General features: G+C 56.3%; 21 protein-coding genes. 5 read left to right on the plus strand and 16 right to left on the minus strand.

The features are described from left to right. The first annotated feature begins 44 nt into the window (after window positions 1–44). From AACY26_RS17470 to AACY26_RS17480, 3 genes are all read left to right on the plus strand, one after another. Window positions 45–1,217: an NAD(P)/FAD-dependent oxidoreductase gene (locus AACY26_RS17470; protein ID WP_339515870.1), complete on the plus strand. Its 1,173-nt coding sequence runs from the start codon at window positions 45–47 to the stop codon at window positions 1,215–1,217. Continuing rightward, on the plus strand, window positions 1,199–2,026 hold the full coding sequence (locus AACY26_RS17475; RefSeq protein WP_339515871.1) for an aldo/keto reductase: 828 nt from the start codon (window positions 1,199–1,201) through the stop codon (window positions 2,024–2,026). Before AACY26_RS17470 ends, AACY26_RS17475 begins: the two co-directional genes overlap by 19 nt. A 222-nt stretch (window positions 2,027–2,248) precedes the next feature. Further along, entirely contained in the window at window positions 2,249–3,205 is a 957-nt protein-coding gene (locus AACY26_RS17480) for a metal ABC transporter ATPase (RefSeq protein ID WP_339515872.1), read from the plus strand. A 24-nt stretch (window positions 3,206–3,229) separates the two neighbouring features. On the opposite strand, the gene AACY26_RS17485 is transcribed toward AACY26_RS17480, so the two are convergent. The 4 genes from AACY26_RS17485 to msbA all read right to left on the minus strand — a co-directional run bounded on the left by AACY26_RS17485 (window position 3,230) and on the right by msbA (window position 9,146). Beyond that, window positions 3,230–4,435 carry an acyl-CoA dehydrogenase family protein gene (locus AACY26_RS17485; protein ID WP_339515873.1) on the minus strand — a complete coding sequence of 402 codons (1,206 nt, stop codon included), beginning with the start codon at window positions 4,433–4,435 and terminating at the stop codon, window positions 3,230–3,232. 45 nt (window positions 4,436–4,480) lie between these two features. Next, entirely contained in the window at window positions 4,481–5,764 is a 1,284-nt protein-coding gene (locus tag AACY26_RS17490) for an acyl-CoA dehydrogenase family protein (RefSeq protein ID WP_339515874.1), read from the minus strand. A gap of 122 nt (window positions 5,765–5,886) precedes the next feature. Then, window positions 5,887–7,308, minus strand: a complete 1,422-nt coding sequence (hldE, locus tag AACY26_RS17495) for a bifunctional D-glycero-beta-D-manno-heptose-7-phosphate kinase/D-glycero-beta-D-manno-heptose 1-phosphate adenylyltransferase HldE (RefSeq protein ID WP_339515875.1) — start codon at window positions 7,306–7,308, stop codon at window positions 5,887–5,889. Window positions 7,309–7,346: 38 nt separating this feature from the next. After that, on the minus strand, window positions 7,347–9,146 hold the full coding sequence (gene msbA, locus AACY26_RS17500; RefSeq protein WP_339515876.1) for a lipid A export permease/ATP-binding protein MsbA: 1,800 nt from the start codon (window positions 9,144–9,146) through the stop codon (window positions 7,347–7,349). Window positions 9,147–9,321: 175 nt separating this feature from the next. Here msbA and AACY26_RS17505 point away from each other — a divergent pair, with 175 nt between their 5' ends. Together AACY26_RS17505 and AACY26_RS17510 are read left to right on the plus strand one after the other, a co-directional pair. Next, entirely contained in the window at window positions 9,322–10,503 is a 1,182-nt protein-coding gene (locus tag AACY26_RS17505) for an O-antigen ligase family protein (protein WP_339515877.1), read from the plus strand. After that, a complete protein-coding gene (locus tag AACY26_RS17510; protein WP_339515878.1) occupies window positions 10,500–11,165 on the plus strand; it encodes a polymerase in 666 nt (221 codons plus the stop codon). The genes AACY26_RS17505 and AACY26_RS17510 overlap by 4 nt, the downstream gene beginning before the upstream one ends. A 22-nt stretch (window positions 11,166–11,187) precedes the next feature. Here AACY26_RS17510 and AACY26_RS17515 read toward each other — a convergent pair whose 3' ends face one another. From AACY26_RS17515 to AACY26_RS17570, 12 genes are all read right to left on the minus strand, one after another. Then, entirely contained in the window at window positions 11,188–12,057 is an 870-nt protein-coding gene (locus tag AACY26_RS17515) for a glycosyltransferase (protein ID WP_339515879.1), read from the minus strand. Next, on the minus strand, window positions 12,050–13,195 hold the full coding sequence (locus tag AACY26_RS17520) for a glycosyltransferase family 4 protein (protein WP_339515880.1): 1,146 nt from the start codon (window positions 13,193–13,195) through the stop codon (window positions 12,050–12,052). The genes AACY26_RS17515 and AACY26_RS17520 overlap by 8 nt, the downstream gene beginning before the upstream one ends. Next, window positions 13,195–14,106 (minus strand): glycosyltransferase family 2 protein, encoded by a 912-nt coding sequence (locus tag AACY26_RS17525; protein ID WP_339515881.1) that lies wholly within the window; start codon window positions 14,104–14,106, stop codon window positions 13,195–13,197. The genes AACY26_RS17520 and AACY26_RS17525 overlap by 1 nt, the downstream gene beginning before the upstream one ends. Then, entirely contained in the window at window positions 14,099–15,853 is a 1,755-nt protein-coding gene (locus tag AACY26_RS17530) for a carbamoyltransferase family protein (protein ID WP_339515882.1), read from the minus strand. The genes AACY26_RS17525 and AACY26_RS17530 overlap by 8 nt, the downstream gene beginning before the upstream one ends. 98 nt (window positions 15,854–15,951) lie before the next feature. Continuing rightward, the gene (locus AACY26_RS17535) at window positions 15,952–17,403 is read right to left on the minus strand and encodes a lipopolysaccharide kinase InaA family protein (protein ID WP_339515883.1); all 1,452 of its coding nucleotides are present in this window, start codon (window positions 17,401–17,403) and stop codon (window positions 15,952–15,954) included. After that, a complete protein-coding gene (locus AACY26_RS17540) occupies window positions 17,400–18,146 on the minus strand; it encodes a lipopolysaccharide kinase InaA family protein (RefSeq protein ID WP_339515884.1) in 747 nt (248 codons plus the stop codon). Before AACY26_RS17540 ends, AACY26_RS17535 begins: the two co-directional genes overlap by 4 nt. Continuing rightward, complete coding sequence (locus AACY26_RS17545; RefSeq protein ID WP_339515885.1) at window positions 18,143–18,877, minus strand: lipopolysaccharide kinase InaA family protein; 735 nt, start codon at window positions 18,875–18,877, stop codon at window positions 18,143–18,145. Before AACY26_RS17545 ends, AACY26_RS17540 begins: the two co-directional genes overlap by 4 nt. Further along, complete coding sequence (gene rfaP / locus AACY26_RS17550) at window positions 18,877–19,698, minus strand: lipopolysaccharide core heptose(I) kinase RfaP (RefSeq protein ID WP_339515886.1); 822 nt, start codon at window positions 19,696–19,698, stop codon at window positions 18,877–18,879. Before rfaP ends, AACY26_RS17545 begins: the two co-directional genes overlap by 1 nt. After that, window positions 19,689–20,816 carry a glycosyltransferase family 4 protein gene (locus AACY26_RS17555; protein WP_339515887.1) on the minus strand — a complete coding sequence of 376 codons (1,128 nt, stop codon included), beginning with the start codon at window positions 20,814–20,816 and terminating at the stop codon, window positions 19,689–19,691. The genes rfaP and AACY26_RS17555 overlap by 10 nt, the downstream gene beginning before the upstream one ends. Then, complete coding sequence (gene waaC, locus AACY26_RS17560; RefSeq protein WP_339515888.1) at window positions 20,816–21,817, minus strand: lipopolysaccharide heptosyltransferase I; 1,002 nt, start codon at window positions 21,815–21,817, stop codon at window positions 20,816–20,818. The genes AACY26_RS17555 and waaC overlap by 1 nt, the downstream gene beginning before the upstream one ends. Beyond that, window positions 21,817–22,851, minus strand: a complete 1,035-nt coding sequence (waaF, locus tag AACY26_RS17565; RefSeq protein WP_339515889.1) for a lipopolysaccharide heptosyltransferase II — start codon at window positions 22,849–22,851, stop codon at window positions 21,817–21,819. The genes waaC and waaF overlap by 1 nt, the downstream gene beginning before the upstream one ends. Window positions 22,852–22,952: 101 nt before the next feature. Continuing rightward, window positions 22,953–23,876, minus strand: a complete 924-nt coding sequence (locus AACY26_RS17570) for a branched-chain amino acid transaminase (RefSeq protein ID WP_339515890.1) — start codon at window positions 23,874–23,876, stop codon at window positions 22,953–22,955. Window positions 23,877–23,905 lie beyond the last annotated feature (29 nt).

Below are 23,905 nucleotides of genomic sequence, written 5' to 3' on the forward strand. Positions count from 1 at the left end.
GGCAGGTTATACTGGGCGTCTGATATTTTTGATGAGACGCAAGCATGTCCAGCACTCTAAGCACAGACGTTCTAATCATTGGTGGCGGCGTCGCTGGCCTGTGGCTGAATGCACGTTTGCGCAAAGAAGGTTTCGCCACCCTCCTGGTTGAAAAAGACAGCTTAGGGGGCGGCCAAAGCGTTAAATCACAAGGCATCATCCACGGTGGTGCCAAATACGCGCTGCACGGCGCCCTCACCGGTGCATCCGAGGCGATTGCCGATATGCCAAGGCGCTGGCGCGAAGCGCTGGCGGGCACCGGCGAACTGGATCTCAGCGGCGTACGCCTACTCTCCGACGCCCACTATTTATGGTCGCCGGGCACAATTGCCGGCAACCTCACCAGTTTCTTTGCCAGCAAGGCCGTGCGCGGGCGCGTCGACCAGGTAAAAGGCGACCAACTACCACCCGCGCTGCAACACCCCAAGTTCAAAGGCAAGGTCTACCGCCTCGCAGAGTTGGTACTGGATGTGCCCAGCCTGATAAACCGCCTTGCCGAATTGTCTGGCGATAGCTTATTTGCTGGGCAGCGCCTCGAACCGATACTTGAGTCTGACAAATTGGTTGGCCTGCGCGTTGATGGCTGTGAAATTCGTGCACAACGAATTGTTCTCAGCGCGGGCAGCGGTAACGCAGAACTGCTTGAAGCCCTGAATATCAACCAGCCTGCTCAACAACTGCGCCCGCTGCATATGATTTTAGTCAAAGGCCCAACCCTGAAGCCGCTGTACGCTCATTGCCTCGGTGGCGGTCCGAAGCCTCGGGTTACGGTCACCACTCACCCGGCCGCAGACGGTCAGTGTGTCTGGTATCTGGGCGGTGATATTGCAGAAGCTGAAGGCGTAGCTCGGGACCCGGCCGCACAGATCAGAACCGCGCAAAAAGAACTGGGTGACCTGCTGCCTTGGATCGATCTATCCAGCGCGCAGTGGTCAACCTTGCGCGTTGATCGTGCCGAACCCGCGCAGTCGGGCCTGGTGCGCCCCGACAATGCATTTCTTGCAGAGTCAGACCGCTTGCTTATTGGCTGGCCGACAAAGCTGGCGCTTGCCCCAGACTTTGCTGACCGGGTACTTACGGCGCTGGAGCGTGACGGCATCCGGCCATGCTGCTCATCAGAGCTGCCAGAGCTGCCTCGTCCAGTCATTGCCCAACCAGTATGGGAGACTTTATTTTGACTCAAACGCTGCATGGCCTGCATCGCTCGCTTAGCACCACAGGCCTGATGGTTTCCCCGCTTGGCCTGGGCACCGTGAAGATTGGTCGTGACCAAGGCGTAAAGTATCCCAATGGTTTCACCATCCCCGATGATGCCAGCGTGCGCAACCTGCTCGCCCTCAGCCAGGACTTGGGCATCAACCTGATCGACACGGCCCCCGCTTATGGCACCAGCGAGACACGTCTTGGCCCTTTATTGCGTGGTCAACGCCAGGATTGGGTGATTGTCAGCAAGGTCGGCGAAGAGTTTGAAAACGGCTTGTCGTATTTTGATTTCAGCCCGGCGCACACTCGCTTGTCAGTCGAACGCAGCCTGAAACGCCTGGAAACCGACTACATTGATATGTTGCTGGTGCATTCTGACGGCAACGACGTATCCATACTTCGCGACAGCGGTATTTACCTCACGCTTGCAGAGCTGAAGCGCGAAGGCAAGATTCGCGGTTTTGGCTTATCAGGAAAAACCGTTGAAGGCGGCCTATTGGCGCTGGCTGATGGCGATTGCGCGATGGTGACCTATAACCTCAACCAACAAGACGAACGGCCGGTACTGGATTACGCACAGCAACACAACAAAGGCATTTTGATCAAAAAAGCACTGGCCAGCGGCCATGCGTGCCTGACCCTGGGTCAAGACCCTGTGCGCGCCAGCTTCGAGTTGATATTTGCGCATCAGGCTGTTTCCAGTGCCATTATTGGAACCATCAACCCGCAACATTTGATCGCTAACGTCGCAAGCGCAGCAGCCGTGATTCGAGACATCAGCTGAAACACATGCTGCCTGGCTTATCGCTTAGGGAACAGTGAAGTTGTGGCAGGCTTGAGTATCTGGAGAGCGTCTGAAAATGGTAGCGAGCTACGATAAGACAAGACGCAAGACCAACGGGAGTAACAGCCAAAGGCTGGCCCCGTAATATCTGGCGCAGTAGTTTTTCAGAGGTTCCTTAGAGCCCTCACCCACTGCACCGGGGCTAAACGCATAGGAGTTGAGATGTCGCGCACCTTAATCAGCAAAGACCCTGGCAACTTTAAAACCTTGCCATTGCGTGTTGAAGCCACTCCCGACGGTCTGACTTACCAAGGTTATGGTTGGCCACTCAATTTCGATGAAATGCTTGAGCGCCGAAAAGATGTCGCTATTGCTGACCCTCAACGCTTTTCAGTTGAACTGGCCAATCTAGGCGTTTCAGTGCGCCTGACGCTGAACTGGCAAGGCCGAGAATACTGGGTCTTGGTCCGCCAACGCCGCCTCGACCGTGGCGACGTGGTGCTCAAGCTGATCTCAGGCTATGTACCGGCCCACGAACTCAACCTGCCACTGCTCACCGCTATACAAGAAGTCGCGGAGGAATGCCTGCTGGAGACACCGGAAGGCTGGCTCAGCGGCCGGTTTGGCGACACTTGGCTACCCGCACCCTACCAAGGCAGCCTGCATTATCGTGAAGCGGCCAACTTTGGGTTAAGCCCACTTTCTGGCGCTGCGCGCCCGGTACAGTGCGGCAACCTGAGGTTGCTGGAGCGCCCTCGTGCGTATGTGCATCTGCCGACGGCTTCATTGCAGTTGGTTTACGACCTCAGCCTGGAATTGCCAAAAGAAGTGAAGCAATTAAGCTTGTTCCATGTTGATGAATGCCTTGAAGATGGCAAGCTGGTAGCACGCTTGCAACGCACCCGGCCCGATCTGTTCCTGATGCCCCTGGAGCAAGGGCGCCCAACCGGCGAGCTGTTCACCTTGCGTAAAGGTGTGCTCAAAGCCGCAACGACTCGCGGCATTTGGCTAGCCGAGAGTTTTGCCCCCCAGGATGGCTGGCTGGTTCGAGACTCGCACATTCGCTGGAAGGACTGGCTACAGCAGCAACAGCTGCAGGCAAAGACCAAGCCGGTGCCTAAAGCCGCACCCAGCAACATGCCTCACAATCCGCCACTCAAGACAGCGGCTCATGCATAGAGCCGCTTTACCGCAGACAGACAGCTACTTCAGTTCTGACGAAGTTTTACCCAGTAAACGGCGGGCAATAATCAATAGCTGAATTTGTTGGGTGCCCTCAAAAATATCCAGGATTTTCGAGTCACGCGCCCACTTTTCCAGCAGCTCATCCTCGCCATAACCCAAGGCGCCGACCAACTCGATGCACGCCAAGGTCACTTCGTTGGCCACCCGTCCGGCCTTGGCCTTGGCAATGGATGCTTCTTTCGAGTTGGCAATCCGATTGTCTGCCATCCAGGCGGCTTTGAGGGTCAGCAATCGGGCGGCTTGCCAATTGGCTTCGAGCTCATACAACCTGGCCTCGGCATGACTGACATGCAGCAGCGGCGTTGTGTAATCAAGTTTGAAGTTTTTCTTGAGTAGCTGACGGGTACGGTCAAGCGAGGCTTTGGCCACGCCAATGGCCATGCCTGCAACCAGCGGCCGGGTGTTATCAAATGTCTCCATGACCCCGGCAAAACCTTTCTCAACATCGATTTCTGGCCGCCCCAACATGTTGCTGGCAGGCACCCGACAATCGTTAAAGCTGATGGAGGCAGTGTCCGAAGCCTTAATGCCGAGTTTTTTCTCTAATCGCGTGACAGTCATACCCGGCGTACCCTTCTCAACCACGAAGGACTTGATTGCCGCACGGCCGAGAGCCTTGTCCAGCGTAGCCCAAACAACGACTGCATCGGCGCGCTCACCTGAGGTGACGAAAATCTTTTCACCATTGAGCACGTACTCATCACCCTGCTTGGTTGCGGTTGTGCGGATGGCTGCGGAATCCGAGCCACAGCCGGGCTCAGTGATCGCCATTGCCGCCCAAACACCCTTGAAGCGCTCAAGCTGTTGAGGATTGGCCACAGCGGCAATTGCAGCATTACCCAAGCCTTGGCGCGGCATCGCCAGCAACAAGCCGACATCACCCCAGCACAGCTCCATAATGCCCAGCAAGGCAGCCATATTGCCGCCGTTTTGATTAGTTTGATCCGCGACATTCCCACTGCGCTTGCTGGCCGAGGTTGCACCTACAGCCTCAGGCGAGCTGGCATTCATGCCATCAAGCAACCCGGCAAGTAGGTCCAACTCACGTGGGTAACTGTGTTCGGCTTTATCGTACTTGCGCGAGATCGGCCGGTAGTAACGCTCGGCTACCTGGTGAGCCTGATTCACCAACCCGCTGAACTTCTTTGGGATATCGAGATTCATCGTCATTCCTCTTGGCAAAGTGGCCGGGGGCGCACATGTCACGGGCTATATCTGCAATCCACCTTTGATCAGGGAGATAGCGCGAATGTCTCGATACCAACGCTCCACCGGATGCTCTTTGGTGAAACCGTGCCCCCCGAGCAACTGCACCGCGTCGGTTGCAATGGTCATCGCCTTGTTGGCACACAGCAGATGGCTCAGGTAACTGGCCTGCTGAAAGGATTTACCGCGCTCGGCCAGCGAACAGGCGTTCCACACCATAAGACGCATGGCGTCGAGCTCTATTGCCATGTCGGCGATCATAAATGCCACTCCTTGGCGGTGGCTGACCGGCTCGCCAAAGGCTACTCGTTCATTGCAGTAGCCAATGACATAGTCCAGGGCCGACTGAGCGGCGCCCACAGCCAGCGCACACCATGCCAGGTCGGCGTAGCCAAGGAAGCTTTGATAATTGAAGTCCTGCGCACTCAAACGTGCTTCAAGCGGTACTTTCACCGCATTTAACTGCACCCTGCAGGTGCCGGTTGCCTTCAAGCCCATCGCCGGCTCGGCTTTACGCTGTACCCCCTTGCTCCCCGCCTCGACAATAAACAGGGCAGGCCCGCGCGCAGCCTGCGCAGCGATAATCAAGTGGCTGGCATCAAGCCCACCGACCACCAGGCACTTTTCCCCCCTGAGCACGTAATGCTTTCCCTTGCGCCTGGCTCGGGTCGTCAACTTATGTGGGTTGAACATGGCGTGAGGCTCATTGACCGCAATCGCCATATGCGGTCGGTCGTTGTCGGTGAGGAACCGTGGCAACCAGTAGCGCTGCTGTTCAGCCGAGCCCCAACGGCGAATACAGTTGGCGCTAGACAATGGCACCAACATTGTCGCAGCGAGGGATAAATCACCCTTGGCGAGCGCTTCGGCCATCAACGCATTGGTAAGCGCCGTGCGCTCACCCGCCATGCCGCCGTCAAGCTCAGTCACCGCATAATGAACCAGACCCAGTTCATCCATTTGCTTAAGTAACTGTGGCGCGACTGCCGCTTGCTCATCAGCCTCATAGGCCTCGGCCAGCAGCACCTCGGTGGCGAAGCCCTCAAGCATCTCCACCAGCATTTTCTGCTCATCGGACAAGGACAGATCAAACAGTGCGCTCGAATCCTGCAAGGCCAGGCGTGGCTCGGCCTTGGTCGAGCGCCGCGCAGCAAGTCTAAAACCTGCTCGCGCACTGCTGTAAACCAAAGTTTCGAAGGGTTTGCGTAGCTTTAGGTAGTCGGGCCAATCAGCCTGGGCAAAACGATTAAGCAGCGCCAAGGCATGGCCGTTAACAGTCGATGGCATGGCATCACGCTCCTTGAGCGGTGAATGATGCCGAAGATCATGCCGCTAGGCGGATAACCAGACCATGACCGCACAGCCAGTGGCCAGTGGCGATGGAGCCAGTGGCCAGCATTTGCGCAGGCTTAGCGATTACGGATTTTGTCGACGATTGCAGTGGTGGAGCTATTTTCGACCAAGCCCAGCACCTTCACTTCGCCGCCATAGGCGGTGACGATATCCGCGCCAACGACTTTATCAATGGAGTAATCGCCGCCCTTGACCAAGACATCCGGCTGAACCAGCTTGAGCAAGTTTTCAGGGGTGTCTTCTGTAAAACTTACCACCCAGTCAACCGCGCCCAGCCCCGCCAGCACTGCCATGCGCCGATCAACCGAGTTTATCGGCCTGCCCGGCCCCTTGAGTCGACTGACCGAAGCGTCGTCATTGACTGCCAACACCAGGCGATCACCCTGCGCACGCGCTTGTTCCAAATAGGTCACGTGCCCGGCATGAAGGATGTCGAAGCAGCCGTTGGTGAAGACTATTTTCTCGCCATGGGCACGGGCATCTTCAATTGCGATCAGCAGTTGATCAGGGCGCATCACGCCTCGCTCGGAACCTTGCTCGCGCTGAACCGCACGGCGTAACTCCGGTGCGCTGATGGCGGCCGTGCCGAGCTTGCCCACAACGATGCCCGCGGCCAGATTGGCCAGCGCCACCGCCTGCGGCAGTTCTTCGCCAGCCGCAATGGAAGCGGCCAGAGTTGAAATAACAGTGTCACCCGCGCCGGTAACATCGAACACCTCGCGCGCTCGAGCGGGAAGGTGCAGAGGGGCATATTGTGGGCGCAGCAGCGTCATGCCGTGCTCGCCACGGGTGACCAGCAAGGCTCCTAGCTCAAGCTCCTGCATCAGCTTGGCGCCTTTGCTGACCAACTGGGCTTCATCGGTACAGATACCCACAATTGCCTCAAACTCACTGAGGTTGGGCGTGATCAGGCTGGCCCCCCGATAGACCGAAAAGTCCTTGCCTTTCGGGTCAGCCAGTACTGGAATGCCACGTTTGCGCGCGAGCTGGACCAGGGCTTGATGATTTCTCAGTGCGCCTTTGCCGTAATCAGACAGCACCAGCACCTTGACCCCGTCAAGCAGCGAATCGACATCCTTGGCAAGTGCATCGGAGTCGGTATTGAACAGCTCTTCGAAGTCCATGCGCAGCAATTGCTGGTGACGACTCATGACCCGCAGTTTGACTATGGTCGGCTGGTCATGGATACGCTGGAAACGGGTCTTGACGCCCACGCAGCTCAAGCTGGCGCTGAGGCTGTCGGCGGCTTCATCCTCGCCCGTGACGCCCACCAGAGTGGCAGGCGCACCCAGCGCAGCAATGTTCAAGGCAACGTTGGCTGCACCGCCCGGACGGTCTTCAATTTGGTCGACCTTGACCACTGGCACCGGCGCTTCGGGGGATATCCGCGAAGTTCCGCCATGCCAATAACGGTCAAGCATGACATCGCCCACAACTAAAACCGGGGCTTGTTCAAAACGTGGCATGGACAACTTCATTTGGACTCCGAAGGCCTTCGATGGCGGTCGATAGTTTATCAGGCGTGATCGAGTGGTGCGTTTTCATCCAGACCCAAGGCATGCAAACGGGCGTAATAACCGTTCAGAGCCAAGAGTTCGACATGAGTGCCCCGCTCAACAATCTGCCCTTGATCCATAACCAAGATAAGGTCTGCTTTTTCAATCGTCGACAAGCGGTGGGCAATCACCAAGGTCGTACGTCCTTTCATCACGCGGTCCAGTGCCGCCTGAATGTGTCGCTCTGACTCGGTATCCAGCGCCGAGGTGGCCTCGTCAAGCACCAGTACCGGTGAGTCCTTGAGCAAGGCCCGGGCAATCGCCAAACGCTGGCGTTGGCCTCCGGAAAGCAACACACCATTTTCACCGACTTCGGTATCGAGCCCTTTGGGAAGCTTGTCGACAAACTCCTTGGCGTACGCGGCTTCCACGGCCTGCTCAATCGCTTCACGCGGTGCGCCAGCCAAATCGCCATAGGCGATGTTGTTGGCAACTGTGTCGTTGAACAATGTGGTCTGCTGGGTCACCAAGCCAATGTGACGGCGCAGGTTGCGCAGCTTGTAGTCTTCAACGTCGACGCCGTCGAGCAGGATTTGCCCGCTTTCATGATGATAGAAGCGCGGAATCAGGTTTGCCAGGGTCGATTTACCACTGCCAGAGCGCCCGACCAAGGCGATCATTTGTCCGGGCTCAGCTGAGAAATTGATATTCTGCAGCACCTGTTTTTCGGCACTTGGGTACTTGAAGTTGAGATCCTTGATCTCAAGGCGGCCTATGGCTTTTTCGACCTCATAGCTACCCGTATCGACTTCAGGCGCCTCATCCAACTGTTCGAAGATACTGTCTGCAGCCGCCAGGCCTTTCTGGATGGTGGCGCTCACCTCTGACAGCTGGCGGATAGGCTTTGGCAACAAGCCGGCAGCCGTGATGTAGGCGACCAAGTCCCCCGCCGTTGCATCACCGCGCAGGTATAGAACCAAGAACAGTAAAACAGCCATGGCGATGTAGATGACCAACTGCAACATCGGGGTGTAGACCGCCCCGGTTTTAGTCATTCTCAGCTGCTTGAGGGTGTTGTCGCGACTGGCAGTCCCAAAGCGGGCGGATTCATAGGTTTCTCCGCCGAAACTGCGCACCACCCGATAACCTTGAATGGTTTCCGAGGCAACGTGAGTGACATCACCCATCGCAACCTGGATCTTCTTGCTTTGTTTGCGGAATTTTTTGCTGGCACTGCTGACCATTACCGCGATGACCGGCAAGATCGCGAGCATGACTAGCGTGAGGTGCCAGTTCATCCACAATAAATAGCCGAACAGGAAGACAACGGTCAGGCCTTCACGAATCACAACCTTGATCGCATCCGTGGCAGCCCCGGTAACCATGGTTACGTTAAAGGTAATCCGTGAAATCAAGTGACCCGAGTTATGACTGTCAAAATAACGATTGGGCAGGCTCAGCAGGCTATTGAACAGGGCGGTACGTAGGTCATGGACCAGGTTCAACGAGACCTTGGCCAAGTAGAAGTTACCCAGAAACGAACCCAGGCCCTGCCAGGCGGCAATCAGCACGATCAATAGCGGCACGGCCTGTAACAACTGCAAATCTTGCAGATAGGGCACGTTGGGAAAGAGCACCGCTTGCGGGTTCGACAAGCCATCAACGAAATACTTGAGAATCCCCGCAAGCATGGGTTGAGTCGAGGCAAAAATCACATAGCCAAGGATGCTCAGGCTAAAGTAGCCGATGTAAGGTTTTACATAGCTCAGTAGGCGAAAATATATTTTCAGACTGGTTGAGGCAGGAGTTTTAACGCTCATAGGGCTCGACGCACCGGTAGGATAAAAAAGTATATCACAGGCCCTCTATGTCTCGAGATGCACCTGTACTGCACGCATAAAACTGATCACAAATCAGCGCATAAAGCCTACAAAAGCTCCATCTTTTGGGCAGATGAATTATGCTACGCGCCTTTCTAACAACCCCGTCCTGACAATGCAATCTACCTCGACAGCAAAAATAAGTGCAGGTACACGACTACACACGCTGGTTGAGCAGTACTGGATACCGCTTGGCTACATGGTGCTACTGACTGGGCTGATCTGGGTGTCCGACACCAGTCTCTATACCAAGCTGTACTACGGTCTCTTTGCGTTTCCTGCACTGCTGGGGCTGGTCTTGAGACCGCGCTATATAAAGCAGTTGCTGCGCGAGCCTATTGTCATTTGCTTTGTGCTGTTTTCGGCCTGGCTACTGATCAGCCTAGCTTGGAGCCTCACTGACTCCAGCCCCTCAAGCGTAGCAAAACGTCCCGTGTATGTGCTGATGCTGTTTGTCGGATGCGCAATGATGGCGTGTCGGGATGAACAACTGTTGCTCAAGGCATTACAGTTCAGTGCGATCATCATGGCCATTGGCGCCGTGGTTAACCTGATTCAGTTTTTGCCGAACGCCAGCAGCAGTGCCCGCCTTATCGGTACCGGCGCCATGCGCAACCCATTGCTGTCATCCCACGTGTTCGGCTTTTTCTGCACCTATTGGCTAGCCTTTTGGGTTACGCAACAAGGTCGATTCAACCGCTTTAGCATCCTCCTGGCCCTGCCATTGCTAGCGGTTCTGATTGAAACGGGATCGAGAACCCCATTGATGGCGCTTTTTGCCGTAACCATCTGGCTGATGCTGATATCAGGCAAGAAAGGCCTTTATCTGTTTCTCGCTGTCTGTCTGGCGGGCGCCGCACTGTATTTTTTCCTGCCCGGCACACTGATGTCCCGAGGTTTTTCCTACCGCCCGGAAATCTGGCAGCAAGCCCTGACCATTGCTCAAGAGAAGCTCTGGCTGGGCCATGGCTACCAAAGTGAATTCATTTTCAATGCTGGCGGACGCAAGCTGGAAGACCCGCACAATGTCGAGCTGGCAGTGCTGCTCGATACCGGCCTGATCGGCCTGACGCTCTGGTTTGCGATGTATGCGGCGCTGTTACGCAAGACCGTAGAACTGCGGCACAACAAGACCATTCAACTGGTGTCTGCCCTGGCCTGTTATGGGGTATTCGCCGGGCTCACCGAGGGCAGCGCCTTTCTTTCAAGGCCCAATGAGAACTGGTTTCTGACCTGGATCCCGGTTGCACTGTTTGCAGCCTTGTCTATCCGCCAACGTATGCAGGCCCCAGCATGACCACGCTGACGCAGGCACAACTGAAGGCAAGGCTGGAAGGCTCGAAAACCATTGAGGCAGATGGTCATGGCCTGAAGGTCGCAGAGCTTGCTGATGGTAGTTTCCTCAAGCTGTTTCGACGTAAGCGCCTGATATCCACGGCATTGTGGGCGCCACCTTCAGTGCGTTTCGCCCGTAATGCCGAGCGCTTGATCGCACTGGGCATTCCTGCGCCAGTAACCCTGGAACTAATTGTGGTGCCGGAGTTGGAGCTCAATGGCCTGCGATACGAACCCGTTGCCGGTGTCACCCTACGCAACCACTGGCGCGAGCTCAGCCCTGAGCAACTGGCAGATCAGTTGTTCAAATTCGGTATTTTTCTAGGCCGCGTGCATCAGTCCGGTATTTATTTCCGCTCACTGCATCTGGGTAATGTCTTGAGCATGCCCGATGGCCAGTATGCCTTGATAGATGTATCAGACATGAAGATCTTCTCGCGACCACTCTCAGCATGGCAGCGCGCGCGCAATGTCCAGCATCTGGTGCGCTATCAAGAAGACGCCACCTGGCTGACCAATGAGCATCAGGAAACACTGCTACGCGGCTACGCGCAAAGTGCGGGAGAATCGGCAGCCGAGCAGCTAGCCCAGGCCTTTGCCAGACATAAACAGCGCGCCGGTTAGGCCGCGCTGCTTAATCTGTTGTTCAGGCAGGCATCAGGTAGCGGCCAAATGCCCGCAGCGTCTTGGTGTTCCAGGCACTGACAGGCAAACGCTTGATAAGCTCTCGGGCCAGTTTTTTATCTGTGCGAGCGCATCTGACCAGCATCGAGTTAATGAACCGGTTGCATACGTCTGGGTAGCGCGGATGATCACTGAAGCAGGCGTAGGTGGCCAGTACGTTATCAATCATGAATCGCAAGTTCTTATAGGTATTGGTGTCGTGCATCCGGTATTGCGCCAACACCTCCTCCAGCACATCGATATAGTAGCCAGCCTGGGTAATTTTCAGCTCGATATACAGGTCTTCGAGGCGAATTGCCGGGTTAAAGCCGCCAACTTTCTCCAGCGCTTCACGACGAAACAGCAAGGTGGGTGCAGGCGCGATCGGTTCGGTCTTAAGGAATACAGCATCAAAATCCATGCGCCTCGCGGCGCGAATGCGCTGTCTTTCCCTAACCTGCCCCTGGCTGTCAATTCTTTCAATATTACCTGCGCAGATGCCCGCCTCGGGCGCCGTTGCCATGTGCGCGACCTGCAGCGCTATGCGCTCAGGGAACATGATGTCATCCGAACCGAAAGGCGCGATAAGGCTGCCCTTGGACAAGGCGATGGCCTGATTCAAGGTTCTTGAGAGCCCTTGATTCTGCTGCGCCTTGAAATAGAAACCATGCTGCGTTTGCAATGCGCTAATGCGCTCAACGCTGTCATCGCTTGAGCCGTCATCAATCACCATCAGCTCAATATTTGGGTAGGACTGGGCCAATACACTCTTGATGCTTTCTTCGATGTACTGGGCATGGTTATACGAGGCGATAATCACCGTAACCAAAGGGGACTCAAGCAACTTATCCATGGGGTAAAGCCTCTGCAATGCTTATCTGTTCGATCAAGTCTCGGTAGTGTTGCTGATAGTCAGCGATAGAGTGAGACCGACACACGTAGGCATAGGCACGACTCCCCTTGGCGTGTAGTTCTTCAGCGGACAGGGATAACACTGTCTCCATCTGCCCAGCCAGCGCAGGGACATCCTTGACTGGGAACAGATAGCCCTGGCTGTCTTCAAGAATGGATTTGAGGCTGTCGATATCAGAGCCGATAACCGTCAAATGCCCAGCCATTGCCTCAAGCATCGCCAGCGGCAAGCCCTCGGAAAGCGAAGGCATCATAAAGACATCAAATGCCTTAACGTATTGCTGTGCATCGCTGCGATCCCCCAGTAGGTGCACGCGCCCCTGCAACCCCAGCCGTTCAATGCCGTGTTCCAGTTCAGCCCGCGAGCGGCCCTCACCGATAATGACCAGTTGCGCATTCGGGTGGCCATCCTTGATCAAGGCGAACGCTTCGAGCAGATAGACATGCCCCTTGACCGGAACCAAGCGACCGATGGCACCGAAAATAAAAGGCTCTGGCGCAAGCCCCAGCGCTTCACGCGCCTGCTGACGCGACAACTGCATGCTTTCAGCGCGCTGAATATCAATGGCGTTGTCAATTCTCAGGGTATTGGCCGGTGTGAAGCCACCACCGCATCCGAGCAGGTATTCATAAACGGCGCGGGAAACCCCGACAATCCGCCAATTTTCAGTCAGCAGCCGGCGTGTTTCCCAGCGTCGGTAAGCACGATCGAAATCGCCAACGCCATGCTGGACGCCGATACAGAGCGCAATATTCAACCAACGGTTGAGCAGCATCATCAGGTTTATAGGCTTGAACCGATGGGCAATGACCACATCGAATGATTCGGCGCGGCAGAACGCATACAGGCGGAACAAGGCCCGGAGCCGTAACCCTTTGAGCTGCGACTGGCTTAGATCAAAGTAAACCGTGCGAGAAGCGACGCTTTGCGCTGGCTCCTCGTCCGGAGCACTCGACAGGAAAGCATTTACCACTTCAACCCGATCTGCTGGCAGGCCTTGAATGATCTGTTCAGCCAAACCCGATATGCCCGCATTGTAGCTGCCCTGCAATTGTAGAACCTTGAGTCTGCGCGACATTAACGCCCTCTCAGCAAGAGCTTCAGTGCCTTGCGGGTATAAGACCAATTTGTTATTAGACGCCAGTCTGCTTGTAGCGCTTTACGGTAGAAGCCCAGGCTGGCTTCCCGCTCACCGGCACTGTAGAAGGTGCGGAACAATGAAGCGCAACGCTGCGCGGTGAAGCTACGCTTCAAGTCCTGTAACTCAGCCGGCATGCGAGCCGGGTCAAATACTTCGTCAACCAGAGCCAGCCCGGTTTCATAAGCAAACTTCAAGTTATGCCGCAAACTCGTTGGGTGTTTATAAATAAACGCCAGGGGCTGATCCAAGGATGTACAGGGAAAGCGCGCCAACACCTGAGCAAATACCGGGATATCCTCGGCACTGCGAAATGTTTCGGGATAGTTGCCTGGCACAAAGACCTCGCGGTGCATGGCGCAAGCACCATTGCTCACTGCAATGGTTTTCTTTATCAGGTAGCCAGAGACGCGCTCATGCGCAGTGCGGGGAATGACTGGTGCCTGGCGCAGGCGGTGTTTGCCATCGACCGCCACTGACCAGAACCCGCCAATGACCATGCGCGTCTCAGGATTGCCCTGGATGTGCTCGGTCAAGGCCGCCAAGGCACCAGGCGCCATTTCATCATCAGCATCAAGAAAGACCAGGTACTGGCCGGTGGCTTGCATAATTCCAAGGTTACGCACTGAAGCCGAGCCACCATTGGCCTTGCTCACAATCCGAAAACCCCCTTGGTGTTGAGCCTGTAACTGTTCGAGCACCTGCAAGGTATGATCAGTGGAGCCATCATTTATCACCAGCAGGTCAGCGCCAGCGTCGCCAAGCTGCGACACCACCGACTCGACTGCCCGCGATATTTTCTCCGCGTAGTTATACGCAGGGATGATCACACTGATCAGGGGCTCAGACATCGTCGAACCAGTCCACGCCGTCTTTGACCACCAGAATATCCTCCATGATCAGGTACTGCAGGTCCGAGCCATAGAACATGTTGAGCGCATCGGTTGGCGAGCAGATCATGGCCTCGCCGCGCCGGTTCAATGAGGTATTCAACGAAACGCCGTTGCCGGTGAGGTTTTCCAGCTCTTTCATCATGTCGTAGTAACGCGGGTTGTATTCACGCTTGAGCACTTGGGCGCGTGAAGTACCGTCTTCGTGAACCACTTCAGAAACCCGGGTTTTCCACTCTTCATTGACTTCAAAGGTGAAGGTCATGAAGGGCGAAGGATGATCGACCTTGAGCATCTGCGGGCCTACGGTATCCAGCATCGACGGGCAGAATGGGCGCCAGCGCTCACGGAATTTAATCTGTTCGTTAATCCGGTTGGCCACACCCGCAATGCTCGGGCAACCGACAATGGAACGACCACCCAATGCGCGTGGACCGAACTCCATTCGGCCCTGAAACCAGGCCACGGGATTGCCCGCGACCATGATCTTGGCGATGCGCTGGGGCATGTTGTCGATCTGCTTGAAGACCGGCTTGCTCGGATGACGCGCACAGGCGGCAATCACATCTTCATTGGAGTACGACGGGCCGAGGTAGACGTGTTCCATTTTTTCAACCGGTACACCGCGTTGGGTCGACACGTAAGCCGCGGCGCCAACTGCGGTCCCGGCATCACCAGCGGCAGGCTGCACAAACAGCTCCTTGACCTCTGGACGGGCGATGATTTTCTGGTTGAGCTTGACGTTCAAGGCGCTGCCACCGGCAAAGGCAATCTTGCCGGTCTGCTTGATGATGTCACCCAGGTAGTAATCCATCATCTGCAACGCCAGCTTCTCAAACAGTGCTTGAATGCTGGCGGCATAGTGAATGTATGGGTCATCCGCGATATCGCCTTCACGCTTTGGACCGAGCCAGTCGATCAGTTTTTGCGAGAAGTAGAAGCCCTTGCCATTTTCTTTGTAACGACGCAGGCCAATCACGTTGGCGTATTCGGTGTTGATCACCAATTCGCCGTTTTCAAAGGAGGCCAGGCGCGATAAATCGTACTTGGATGCGTCGCCATAAGGCGCCATGCCCATGACCTTGAACTCGCCATCAAGCATTTCAAAGCCAAGGAACTCGGTCATCGCGCCATAGAGGCCACCGAGCGAGTCCGGATCAAAGAACTCCTTGATCTTGTGGATCTTGCCGTTCTCGCCATAACCGAAGAAGGTCGTCGCGTACTCGCCCTTACCATCGATGCCGAGGATCGCCGTTTTCTCGGTGAAGCCAGAGCAGTGATAGGCGCTGGAAGCATGGGCCAAATGGTGCTCCACGGCTTCGATCTTGACCTTCTTCAAGTCAAAACCAAGCTGTTCCAGGCACCATTTGATCTTGTTGCGGTAGCGCTTGTAGCGACGGTTGCCAGTCAGGATCGCATCCAGTGCACGATCAGGCGCATACCAGTACCGCTTGGCGTAGTGCCAACGTGCCTTGTCAAAAATGCTGATCGGCGCAAAGGGAATGGCGACAACATCAACATCAGACGGCTTGATCCCCGCTTGTTCAAGGCAGAACTTTGCCGATTCATAGGGCATACGGTTTTTCGCATGCTTGTCTCGCACGAAGCGCTCTTCTTCAGCGGCTGCGATCAACTTGCCGTCGATGTACAGTGCAGCCGATGGGTCATGGCTCAGTGCGCCAGATAATCCAAGAATCGTCAGTGCCACAGGGTAAACCTCTTGAAATCTGCCGTGCATAACAAAGCACGGCGCAAAATTTATTTACATAGCCTTAAGTGGCTACTTACACCAGCGGGCCTCGACCTTCAGTCTTCAGCGGCCTCACCGGGCTTGGGTAAACGTTGATCAAGTAGCTTGTGCAAGCCACTGTCTGCTGGCCAATTACGTAGAAACCGTGCCCGGTCACGGGCAAATGCCGGCGCAAAACTGCTGTCAGAGCCATGCTGTTGCATCGAATCAAGATCAATCAAGGCCCAGCGATTCTCGTGCCACAGTATGTTGGTGCCCTTGAGATCGCCGTGGCTGATTCGCTCACGCTTGAGCGCTGCAAACAGCTCATCCAGGGCGCCAAGCTCGGATTCTGCTGGCATCGACTGCGAATCTGCTGCGGCATAGGGCTCAAAACGGCAGATTATATCCTCACCGGCAAGATGTTCGGTAATCAGATATGCCCGGCGTCGTAACCAAAAGCTGCGCAACTCCAACATGGCCAGTGGTTGGGGAGTGGCAATGCCCAAAAACGCCAGGCGATTACCTTCACACCAGCTATGCCAGGCCCGACTAGGACGCCAGAAACGCTTGAGCCAGTGCATGAAGTTTTTAATGTTATAGCGCTTAACCACCAGCTTGCGCTCGCCCAGCTGTACTTGGCTGACCGTCGACGAGCCACCAAGCTTGAGCGCCTTGCCCGCCTCGATTGCCACGTCTGGATTGGCCAACAGCGGCTCAAGTCGGGCCTGCTCATCGCGCTTGAAAATGCGCAGCTGCGATGCCCCACGCTGCACGCTGAATAGACTGCAGTCACGCCCCAGCTTTTGCATGTAATCGCCCATGCGCCAGCGACGAACCTTGGCTATTTCCTTCTGCAAGGCCTCTAGCGGCAAGGCATGCTCGCCATTGACCAGCACATAGTGAACCAACAACTCTTCAATGTAGCTGTCGACACTGGCCGGTAACTGTGCAAAGAAAACGCCCAGATTGGCTAACACCTTGTCGCGACTCAGTGCTTGGCCCGGTACTTCAGCACGAACGCCACCACCGTCAATCAGGTACAGCTCGTCGGCACGGCGCATCAGGTTATCGAGGTGTAAATCATCCTGCCAAAGGCCACGGCTGTGCATCTGTGCAATGACCGCAAGCGCCTCTCCCAAAAGATCTTGTTGAGCCGCGCTGAGTGCAGCCTGTGCCGGTAACTGGCGCCATGCATCGGCAAGGCTCTGCGCATTGTCCAGGTATTCGAAGAGCAGCCAGCCACCCTCGGCGCTTGAACCATGCTCCAACAACCTGGGCGTCAACAAGCCTTGTGCCGCGAGCGCCTGAGCGCCGTCAAGCTCGCGTTGGAAATGCCGCTGGGCGCTACCGCCCACCAGAATTTTCGCCAGCACTGGCTGTTCATTCCACAAAGCCTTGCCGACATAACGCTGGCCGGGAAGCACGCGCAACAGGCTCTGCAACTGTATTGCGGACTGGGCGACGCCCTCAACGAGCAAGGGTAGTTTAGGTGAGCGCCCCGCCCCTTTGAGCTCGCTGAGCATCATGCGCTCACCGCCTTGGCTTTGCGGCGCTTGGTCAAGCGCTCAAGCCAATGATCCATATTTGCCCGGGAGCCCAGGTAGGCGCTCAGGAAGCGCTGAATATCAGCGTCCTGCCAGACCTGTGCACGACGCAACAAGGGCTCGATATCCTTGACCCGGTCACGCTCACCCCACAAGGCAGGGCGGGTTTTCTCAAGATCAATCAGCTGTGCTGCAAATGTCTCACCGCGAGGCTGCAAAAAAATATGCTTGGGATAAAAACAGCCGTGGATCTGGCCACGCGCGTGCAGTCGCCGAGCCAGTAGCCCACATGCGTCGAGCACCGCATTGCGTTGCGCCAGGGGCATTGCAGACCAGTCTTGCAATACCTGATCGAGGTCTTGCCAGTTATCCAGGGCGCGGGTCAGCAACACTGCTCGCTGCTCACCGGCCACTTTACGCTGGGCATAGAACACGGCCTGCAACGCCGGAATGCCAAGCTCGGTATAACGCAGGATATTGCGAAACTCACGCGAAAAGGTCGGTTCGCCCAATGGATGCGACAAGGTGTGCGTCAGGTAATTGCTCTGGCGCTTGAGGTAGAAGGCCTTATCTTCCAGCTCCAGGCGAAACACCGTACTCCAACCGCCACGCTCGGTGTTTGGCTCGTCCACGGCCTCAAGGTTGAGCGCCCAAAGTGCATCAAACGTATCCAGGCCATTGCGTGCAAGGAGTTGCTGTTCCTCGCTGGCGATAAAATCTTTCACTCTCGCCCCTCGAAGAATTTCAGGATTTGGCCAATATTCTTTTTATCACGCATATCCAACCGCTGATGCCCGCTGTATTGCATATAAAAGCGCAAGCGCTGGGTGCGCGACAAGGTGTACTTGGCCACTTTATCGAGGCAAGCCAAGTCTTTGATGATGCGGTACTGCAGGAAAACGCCCCACCAAAAACCACCCGTCGGGCAATCAATCAGAAAGACCTTGCCCTGGCTGTCGACCAGCACGTTGCGCCACTTTAGATCATTGTGCGTGAAGTTATTGTCATGCATGCGACGTGTCAGCGTCGCGATCTGCTTGCTCACCTGACGCACCCAGCCACCCTGCTTCAAGCGCGGGTCCTGTGCATAAGCCATGGCCGCCAGATCTTGCGTATTCGGCAGTTCCTGAGTCACCAACGCACCACGCACAAAGGCGCCGTTGTTACGCTCAAGGCCCGAGGCAACCACTTGCGATGTAGGTATATCCCACTTGGCGAAGCGCTTTAAATTGCGACATTCAGTGCGCACCCGTGTACGCCCGATATAACGCCGAAAGCCCTTTCCAGCGCTCTTGTAACGCTTGACGTAAAAGCGCACACCCTCACGTTCAACCCGAATAACCTCGGAAATTGGATCACGGGTAATTGAGTCGCCCTGCAAAGCAAAAACCGCATCCAAACTGCCAAAATCCTTGGCCAAACCACTGTAAGCGGTCTCCAGTTTCCAACCCGCCATTACAGTGCGCCCCCATAACGCTCTTTACGTGCATAAAGCTTTGCCACCTGACGTTCGAGCTGCGCCAGTAAAGGTTGTTCTTCGGCGAGGATTTGCCGCAGCGGCCGTGCACGACCAGCAGCGGCAAAATAGTCACGCAGAAAACGATATTTATCACGCTGGGTCAGACCAATCTCCAGCGCTGAATAGTACAAAGCGCTGAGGTCTTTATCGCGCCAGCGACGCGGCACAGCATCGCGCAGTTGGGCACGGTGCAGGTCAATTACCGAGAGTTTGAAATCATCGGCCACAACAGCCTTGTCAGTGTGCAGCAAGAAGTGGCAAATGTAGCAGTCACGATGGTTCACTCCGGCGCGATGCATTTCCCCAACCATCTGCGCCACACGCTTGATCAGCGCACGTTTTAGCTCGGGCTGTGGCGGTTGCGTCGGCCAATCGACAGCGTAGTCTTCAAGACTGATGGTCGGCGCCAGCTCATCGGTGATGATGAATGAGTGCTGCTGCGCCGGGTTGCTGCCGCGCTCACCAAATGCCACGCAGGTCATGGTGTCAATGCCTACCCTTTGCAGACGCTCGATCGCATCATGCTCTTGGCGCGCGCCCAGCACGGGCAACTTGGCCACAAGCAGGTTCTTGACGATCTCACCCCAGCCAATGCCACGGTGGATCTTTACAAAAAAGCCACGGCCATCCACCACTGTGCGCAACGTGCGACGACCATCCAGTTCACGATAAACCTCACCTTGCAGCTGCTCGACCTCGACAAAAGGGTCTTTGCCAGCCCACAGGGTTTTAAACGGTTCGCTCAATATCACTTGCATGGGCGCTCCGCCAATATCACATCGGCCGCATGTTGCGGCATGCTGTATAGATCTGCGTGATCGGCATAGGCCAATGCATTTCGCTGCCAGCTTGCCCGCTGTTGATCATCGGCCAACATCTCGGCCAATAGCTTGTTCAAGCGTTCCTGTTCAAACGGGCTGGGCACTACTCTGCCTGCATCTGCATCGCTGATGTAGTGGGCATAGCCGCACACATCGGTCACCAACACCGGCAGCCCGGCGACCAGCGCCTCAAGCAATACCGTGCCGGTGTTTTCGTTATAGGCGGGGTGAATCAATAGATCAGCCCCCAGCAAGAAACGCGGAATATCACTGCGCCCCTTGAGGATCTGCACCTGGTCCGACAAACCCAGGGCCTTGACCTGCAGTAAAAAGGGTGTCGGATCATCCTGACCGATAACAATCAGCCGTGTGCGTTTTTTCAACTCGCGCGGCAGTGCGGCCAGCGCCTTCAAGCTGCGATCAAGGCCTTTGGTCTTGAACCCTGAACCAATCTGCACCAACAACAGATCATCATCGGCCAGCTTGAATTCGCGGCGGAACTCGGCACGGATCTCAGCGGCGTTAGGCGGTGCGCGACGGTCCTGGGCGATCCCCGGAGGCAGCAGGTGGAAACGCTCAAGCGGGGTTTGATAATGCTTGATGAACAGCGGCTGCTGGACTTCAGAGATCATCAGCACCTCGGTCTTTGACTCCGGCGCAAACACCGCGCGCTCATAATCGGCGAAGTGCTTGTAGCGCCCCCACTTGCGGTAGATCGAGTTGCGCAGGTTTTGCGCCTTGTCCTCAAAGCAGCCGTCAGCGGCGTAATAGACGTCGAGCCCAGGCATCTTGTTGAAACCGACCACGCGGTCAACCGGACGTCGTTCCAGGTCCGCCTTGATCCAAGCGGTAAGTTTCTTGTTGCGCCAATGATTGAACAGCGCCTTGACCGGCACCACCACGACTTCGAAACCTTCGGGTATCTCGCCTTCCCAAATCGGTGTGTACACGCGAATGCTGTGGCCGCGCTGCTGGCACTCAAGGGCGATGCGCATAAAATCACGCTGCAAGCCGCCAAAGGGGAAGTATTTGTAGAGGATAAAAGCCAGACGCATTACACCGCCTCCCGGTTTGAAAGCAGTGTATCCAGCTCAGCCGCAACCTGGCTCGCTGGTAGATTTTCAAAGCACGGCTTGTGCCGGTCGCCCGACCCTGCATTCGGGCCTGTGGCGCACAGATGCACCTGCGAGCGACCGTATGCGCCGACCCGTCCGGGCAATGTTGGCCCGTACAACGAGATGCTCGGCACATCCAAAGCCGCCGCCAGATGGCCAAGACCTGTATCCACTGCAACGCAGGCTTGCGCCCCGGCAATGACCTTGGCCATGCCCGCCAGATTCAACTTAGGCAAGACCTGGGCCTTGTCAAAACCACTGGCAATACGTTCGGCGCGAGCCTTCTCGGCCTCATTGCCCCACGGCAGGCGTACGGCCCAGCCTTGCTGGTTCATTAGCCCTACCAGCTCGCGCCAGTTGGCTTCCGGCCAATGCTTGCTGGCCCAGGTCGTGCCGTGCAGGAACAACAAATAAGGTTCGCTCACGTCCCCGGCCATTGCCGCACGGTCAAGGCCGTAATCAGCTGCGTGACCGGCAAGTGAATACCCCAGCGCCTGGGCAAACAGCTGACGCACTCGCTCCAGGGCGTGCTGCTCGCACGGCACGGCAAAGCGACGATCATAAAAACGGCAGGCAATCGGCTCGCGCGCCGAGTCACGATCAAGCCCGGCAACCGGCGCATCGACATAACGCGTCAACAAGGCACTTTTCAGCAGGCCCTGGGCATCTATGACCAGGTCATAGCGGGTTTCGCGCAAGCGTGCCTTGAACCGGCTCCATTCGCCACTCTTCAGGGTTTGCAGCAGGTTTTTCCGCCAGCGACGGATCGCCACGGGAATGACCTGGGCCACAGCAGGATGCCATGCCGGTATTTCGGCAAAGCCTTCCTCAACCATCCAGTCAAACTGGATACCGGGAATTGCCCGCGCAGCATCGGTCAGCGCAGGCAAAGTGTGCACCACATCGCCAAGCGACGATGTTTTGACTAGCAGAACTCGCACTATTGCACCTCAGCCGGGTCAGCCACCAAGCGATCCAACGCTTCAATGACCGGACGAGGCTTTAGCTGGCGCAGGCAATTGTAGTGACCGAATCGACAGGTGCGATCAAAGCACGGGCTGCACTCGATCCCCAGGCGGACGATTTCCACCTGCTCGGCCAGCGGCGGGGTGAACTGCGGCGAGGTGGAGCCGTACACCGAAACCAGCGGACGGCCCAGCGCGGCGGCAACATGCATCAAGCCGGAGTCGTTGGAGACCACCGCCTGGGCGCATGAGAGCAAATCAATCGCTTCGGCCAGGCTGGTATCGCCCGACAGGTTGCTGACCTCTTCACGCAAGCCGGGGATCAGGCGGCTACGAATATCTTCACCAACAGCATGGTCATTCTTCGAGCCAAACAGCCACACCTGCCAGCCCGCACGAATCTTCAGCTCTGCGACTTTGGCGTAATGTTCGCTCGGCCAGCGCTTGGCCTCACCAAATTCGGCGCCAGGACAGAGCGCCAGCACCGGACGATCAAGGCTCAGCCCAAACTTGGCCAGCGCCGCATCACGGCTGACTGGATCAATCTGCAGCAATGGCCTCGGATACGGCTTTGGCAGTTCAGCACCCGGTTCGAATGCCAGCGCCATAAAGCGCTCGATCATCAGCGGGTAACGTTCTTTGTCCAGCGTTCGCACATCATTGAGCAGGCCGTAGCGCATCTCGCCTTTCCAGCCTGTGCGCTTGGCAATACCGGCAAAAAACGGCACCAATGCCGACTTCAACGAATTAGGCAGCAAAATAGCCTGGTCGTACTGACCCTTGAGCGACTTGCCGATTTTGCGCCGCGTCGCCAACTGCAGCACGCCATGGCCCAGGGGAAAGCTGAGCGCGTTGCGCACTTCAGGCATGCGCTCAAGAATCGGCCGGCTCCAATCGGGTGCCAGGACGTCAATTTCGCAGTCGGGATAGCGCACCTTGAGACACTGAAACAGTGTCTGCGCCATCACCATGTCACCCACCCAACTAGGGCCTACGATCAGTATTTTCATGCTCATTCCAGAAACGACCAAGGAGGCAGACCGGCCGGCAAACGTCGCGAACAACGCTTAACCGGCCTGAATGCCTCCCTGTTTCAGGTTAACTCCAGACCTTATTTAACCAACGTGCGCCACTGCGCGTGAGCACTGGTCTGGCCGGTAACCAGGTCAAAGTAAGCCTTCTGCAACACTTCGGTTACAGGGCCACGACGACCTTCGCCAATCTGACGACCGTCAACCTCACGAATCGGTGTCACTTCAGCAGCAGTGCCGGTGAAGAACGCCTCATCTGCGATATAGACTTCATCACGGGTAATGCGCTTCTCAACCACCTTGATACCATGCTCTTCAGCCAAGGTCAGAATGGTGTCGCGAGTAATGCCATTGAGGCACGAAGTCACTTCCGGCGTGTACACCACGCCATTTTTGACCAGGAAGATATTCTCGCCCGAACCTTCGGCAACATAGCCTTCCGGATCAAGCAGCATCGCTTCATCAGCGCCGCCGGAGATTGCTTCTTGCAGCGCCAGCATCGAGTTGATGTAGTTGCCGTTAGCCTTGGCACGGGTCATCGAGATGTTGACGTGATGACGGGTAAAGGAACTGGTACGCACCTTGATACCCACCTGCAAGGCCTCATCACCCATGTAGGCGCCCCAATTCCAGGCCGCGACTATCACTTGGGTTTTCAGGCCGTGAGCACGCAAGCCCATGGCTTCAGATCCGTAAAACACCATTGGCCGGATATAGGCACTCTCAAGGCTGTTCTCACGCACTGCGGCACGAGTGGCTTCGTTGATCTGCTCTTTGCTGAACGGAATCTTCATGCCCATGATGTGGGCCGAATCAAACAGGCGGTCTGTGTGCGCTTCCAAACGGAAGATCGCAGTGCCTTCAGGTGTGTTGTAGGCACGGACACCTTCGAAAACACCCATGCCGTAATGCAGCGTGTGGGTCAGCACATGCGTGGTCGCATTGCGCCACGGAACCAGTTCGCCGTCATACCAAATCACGCCATCACGGTCGGCCATCGACATAGTTGCCAGTCCTCAAGTTTGATTCAAAC

Origin of the sequence: Pseudomonas sp. RL_15y_Pfl2_60, assembly GCF_963970595.1 — a bacterium.
Lineage (GTDB): Bacteria > Pseudomonadota > Gammaproteobacteria > Pseudomonadales > Pseudomonadaceae > Aquipseudomonas.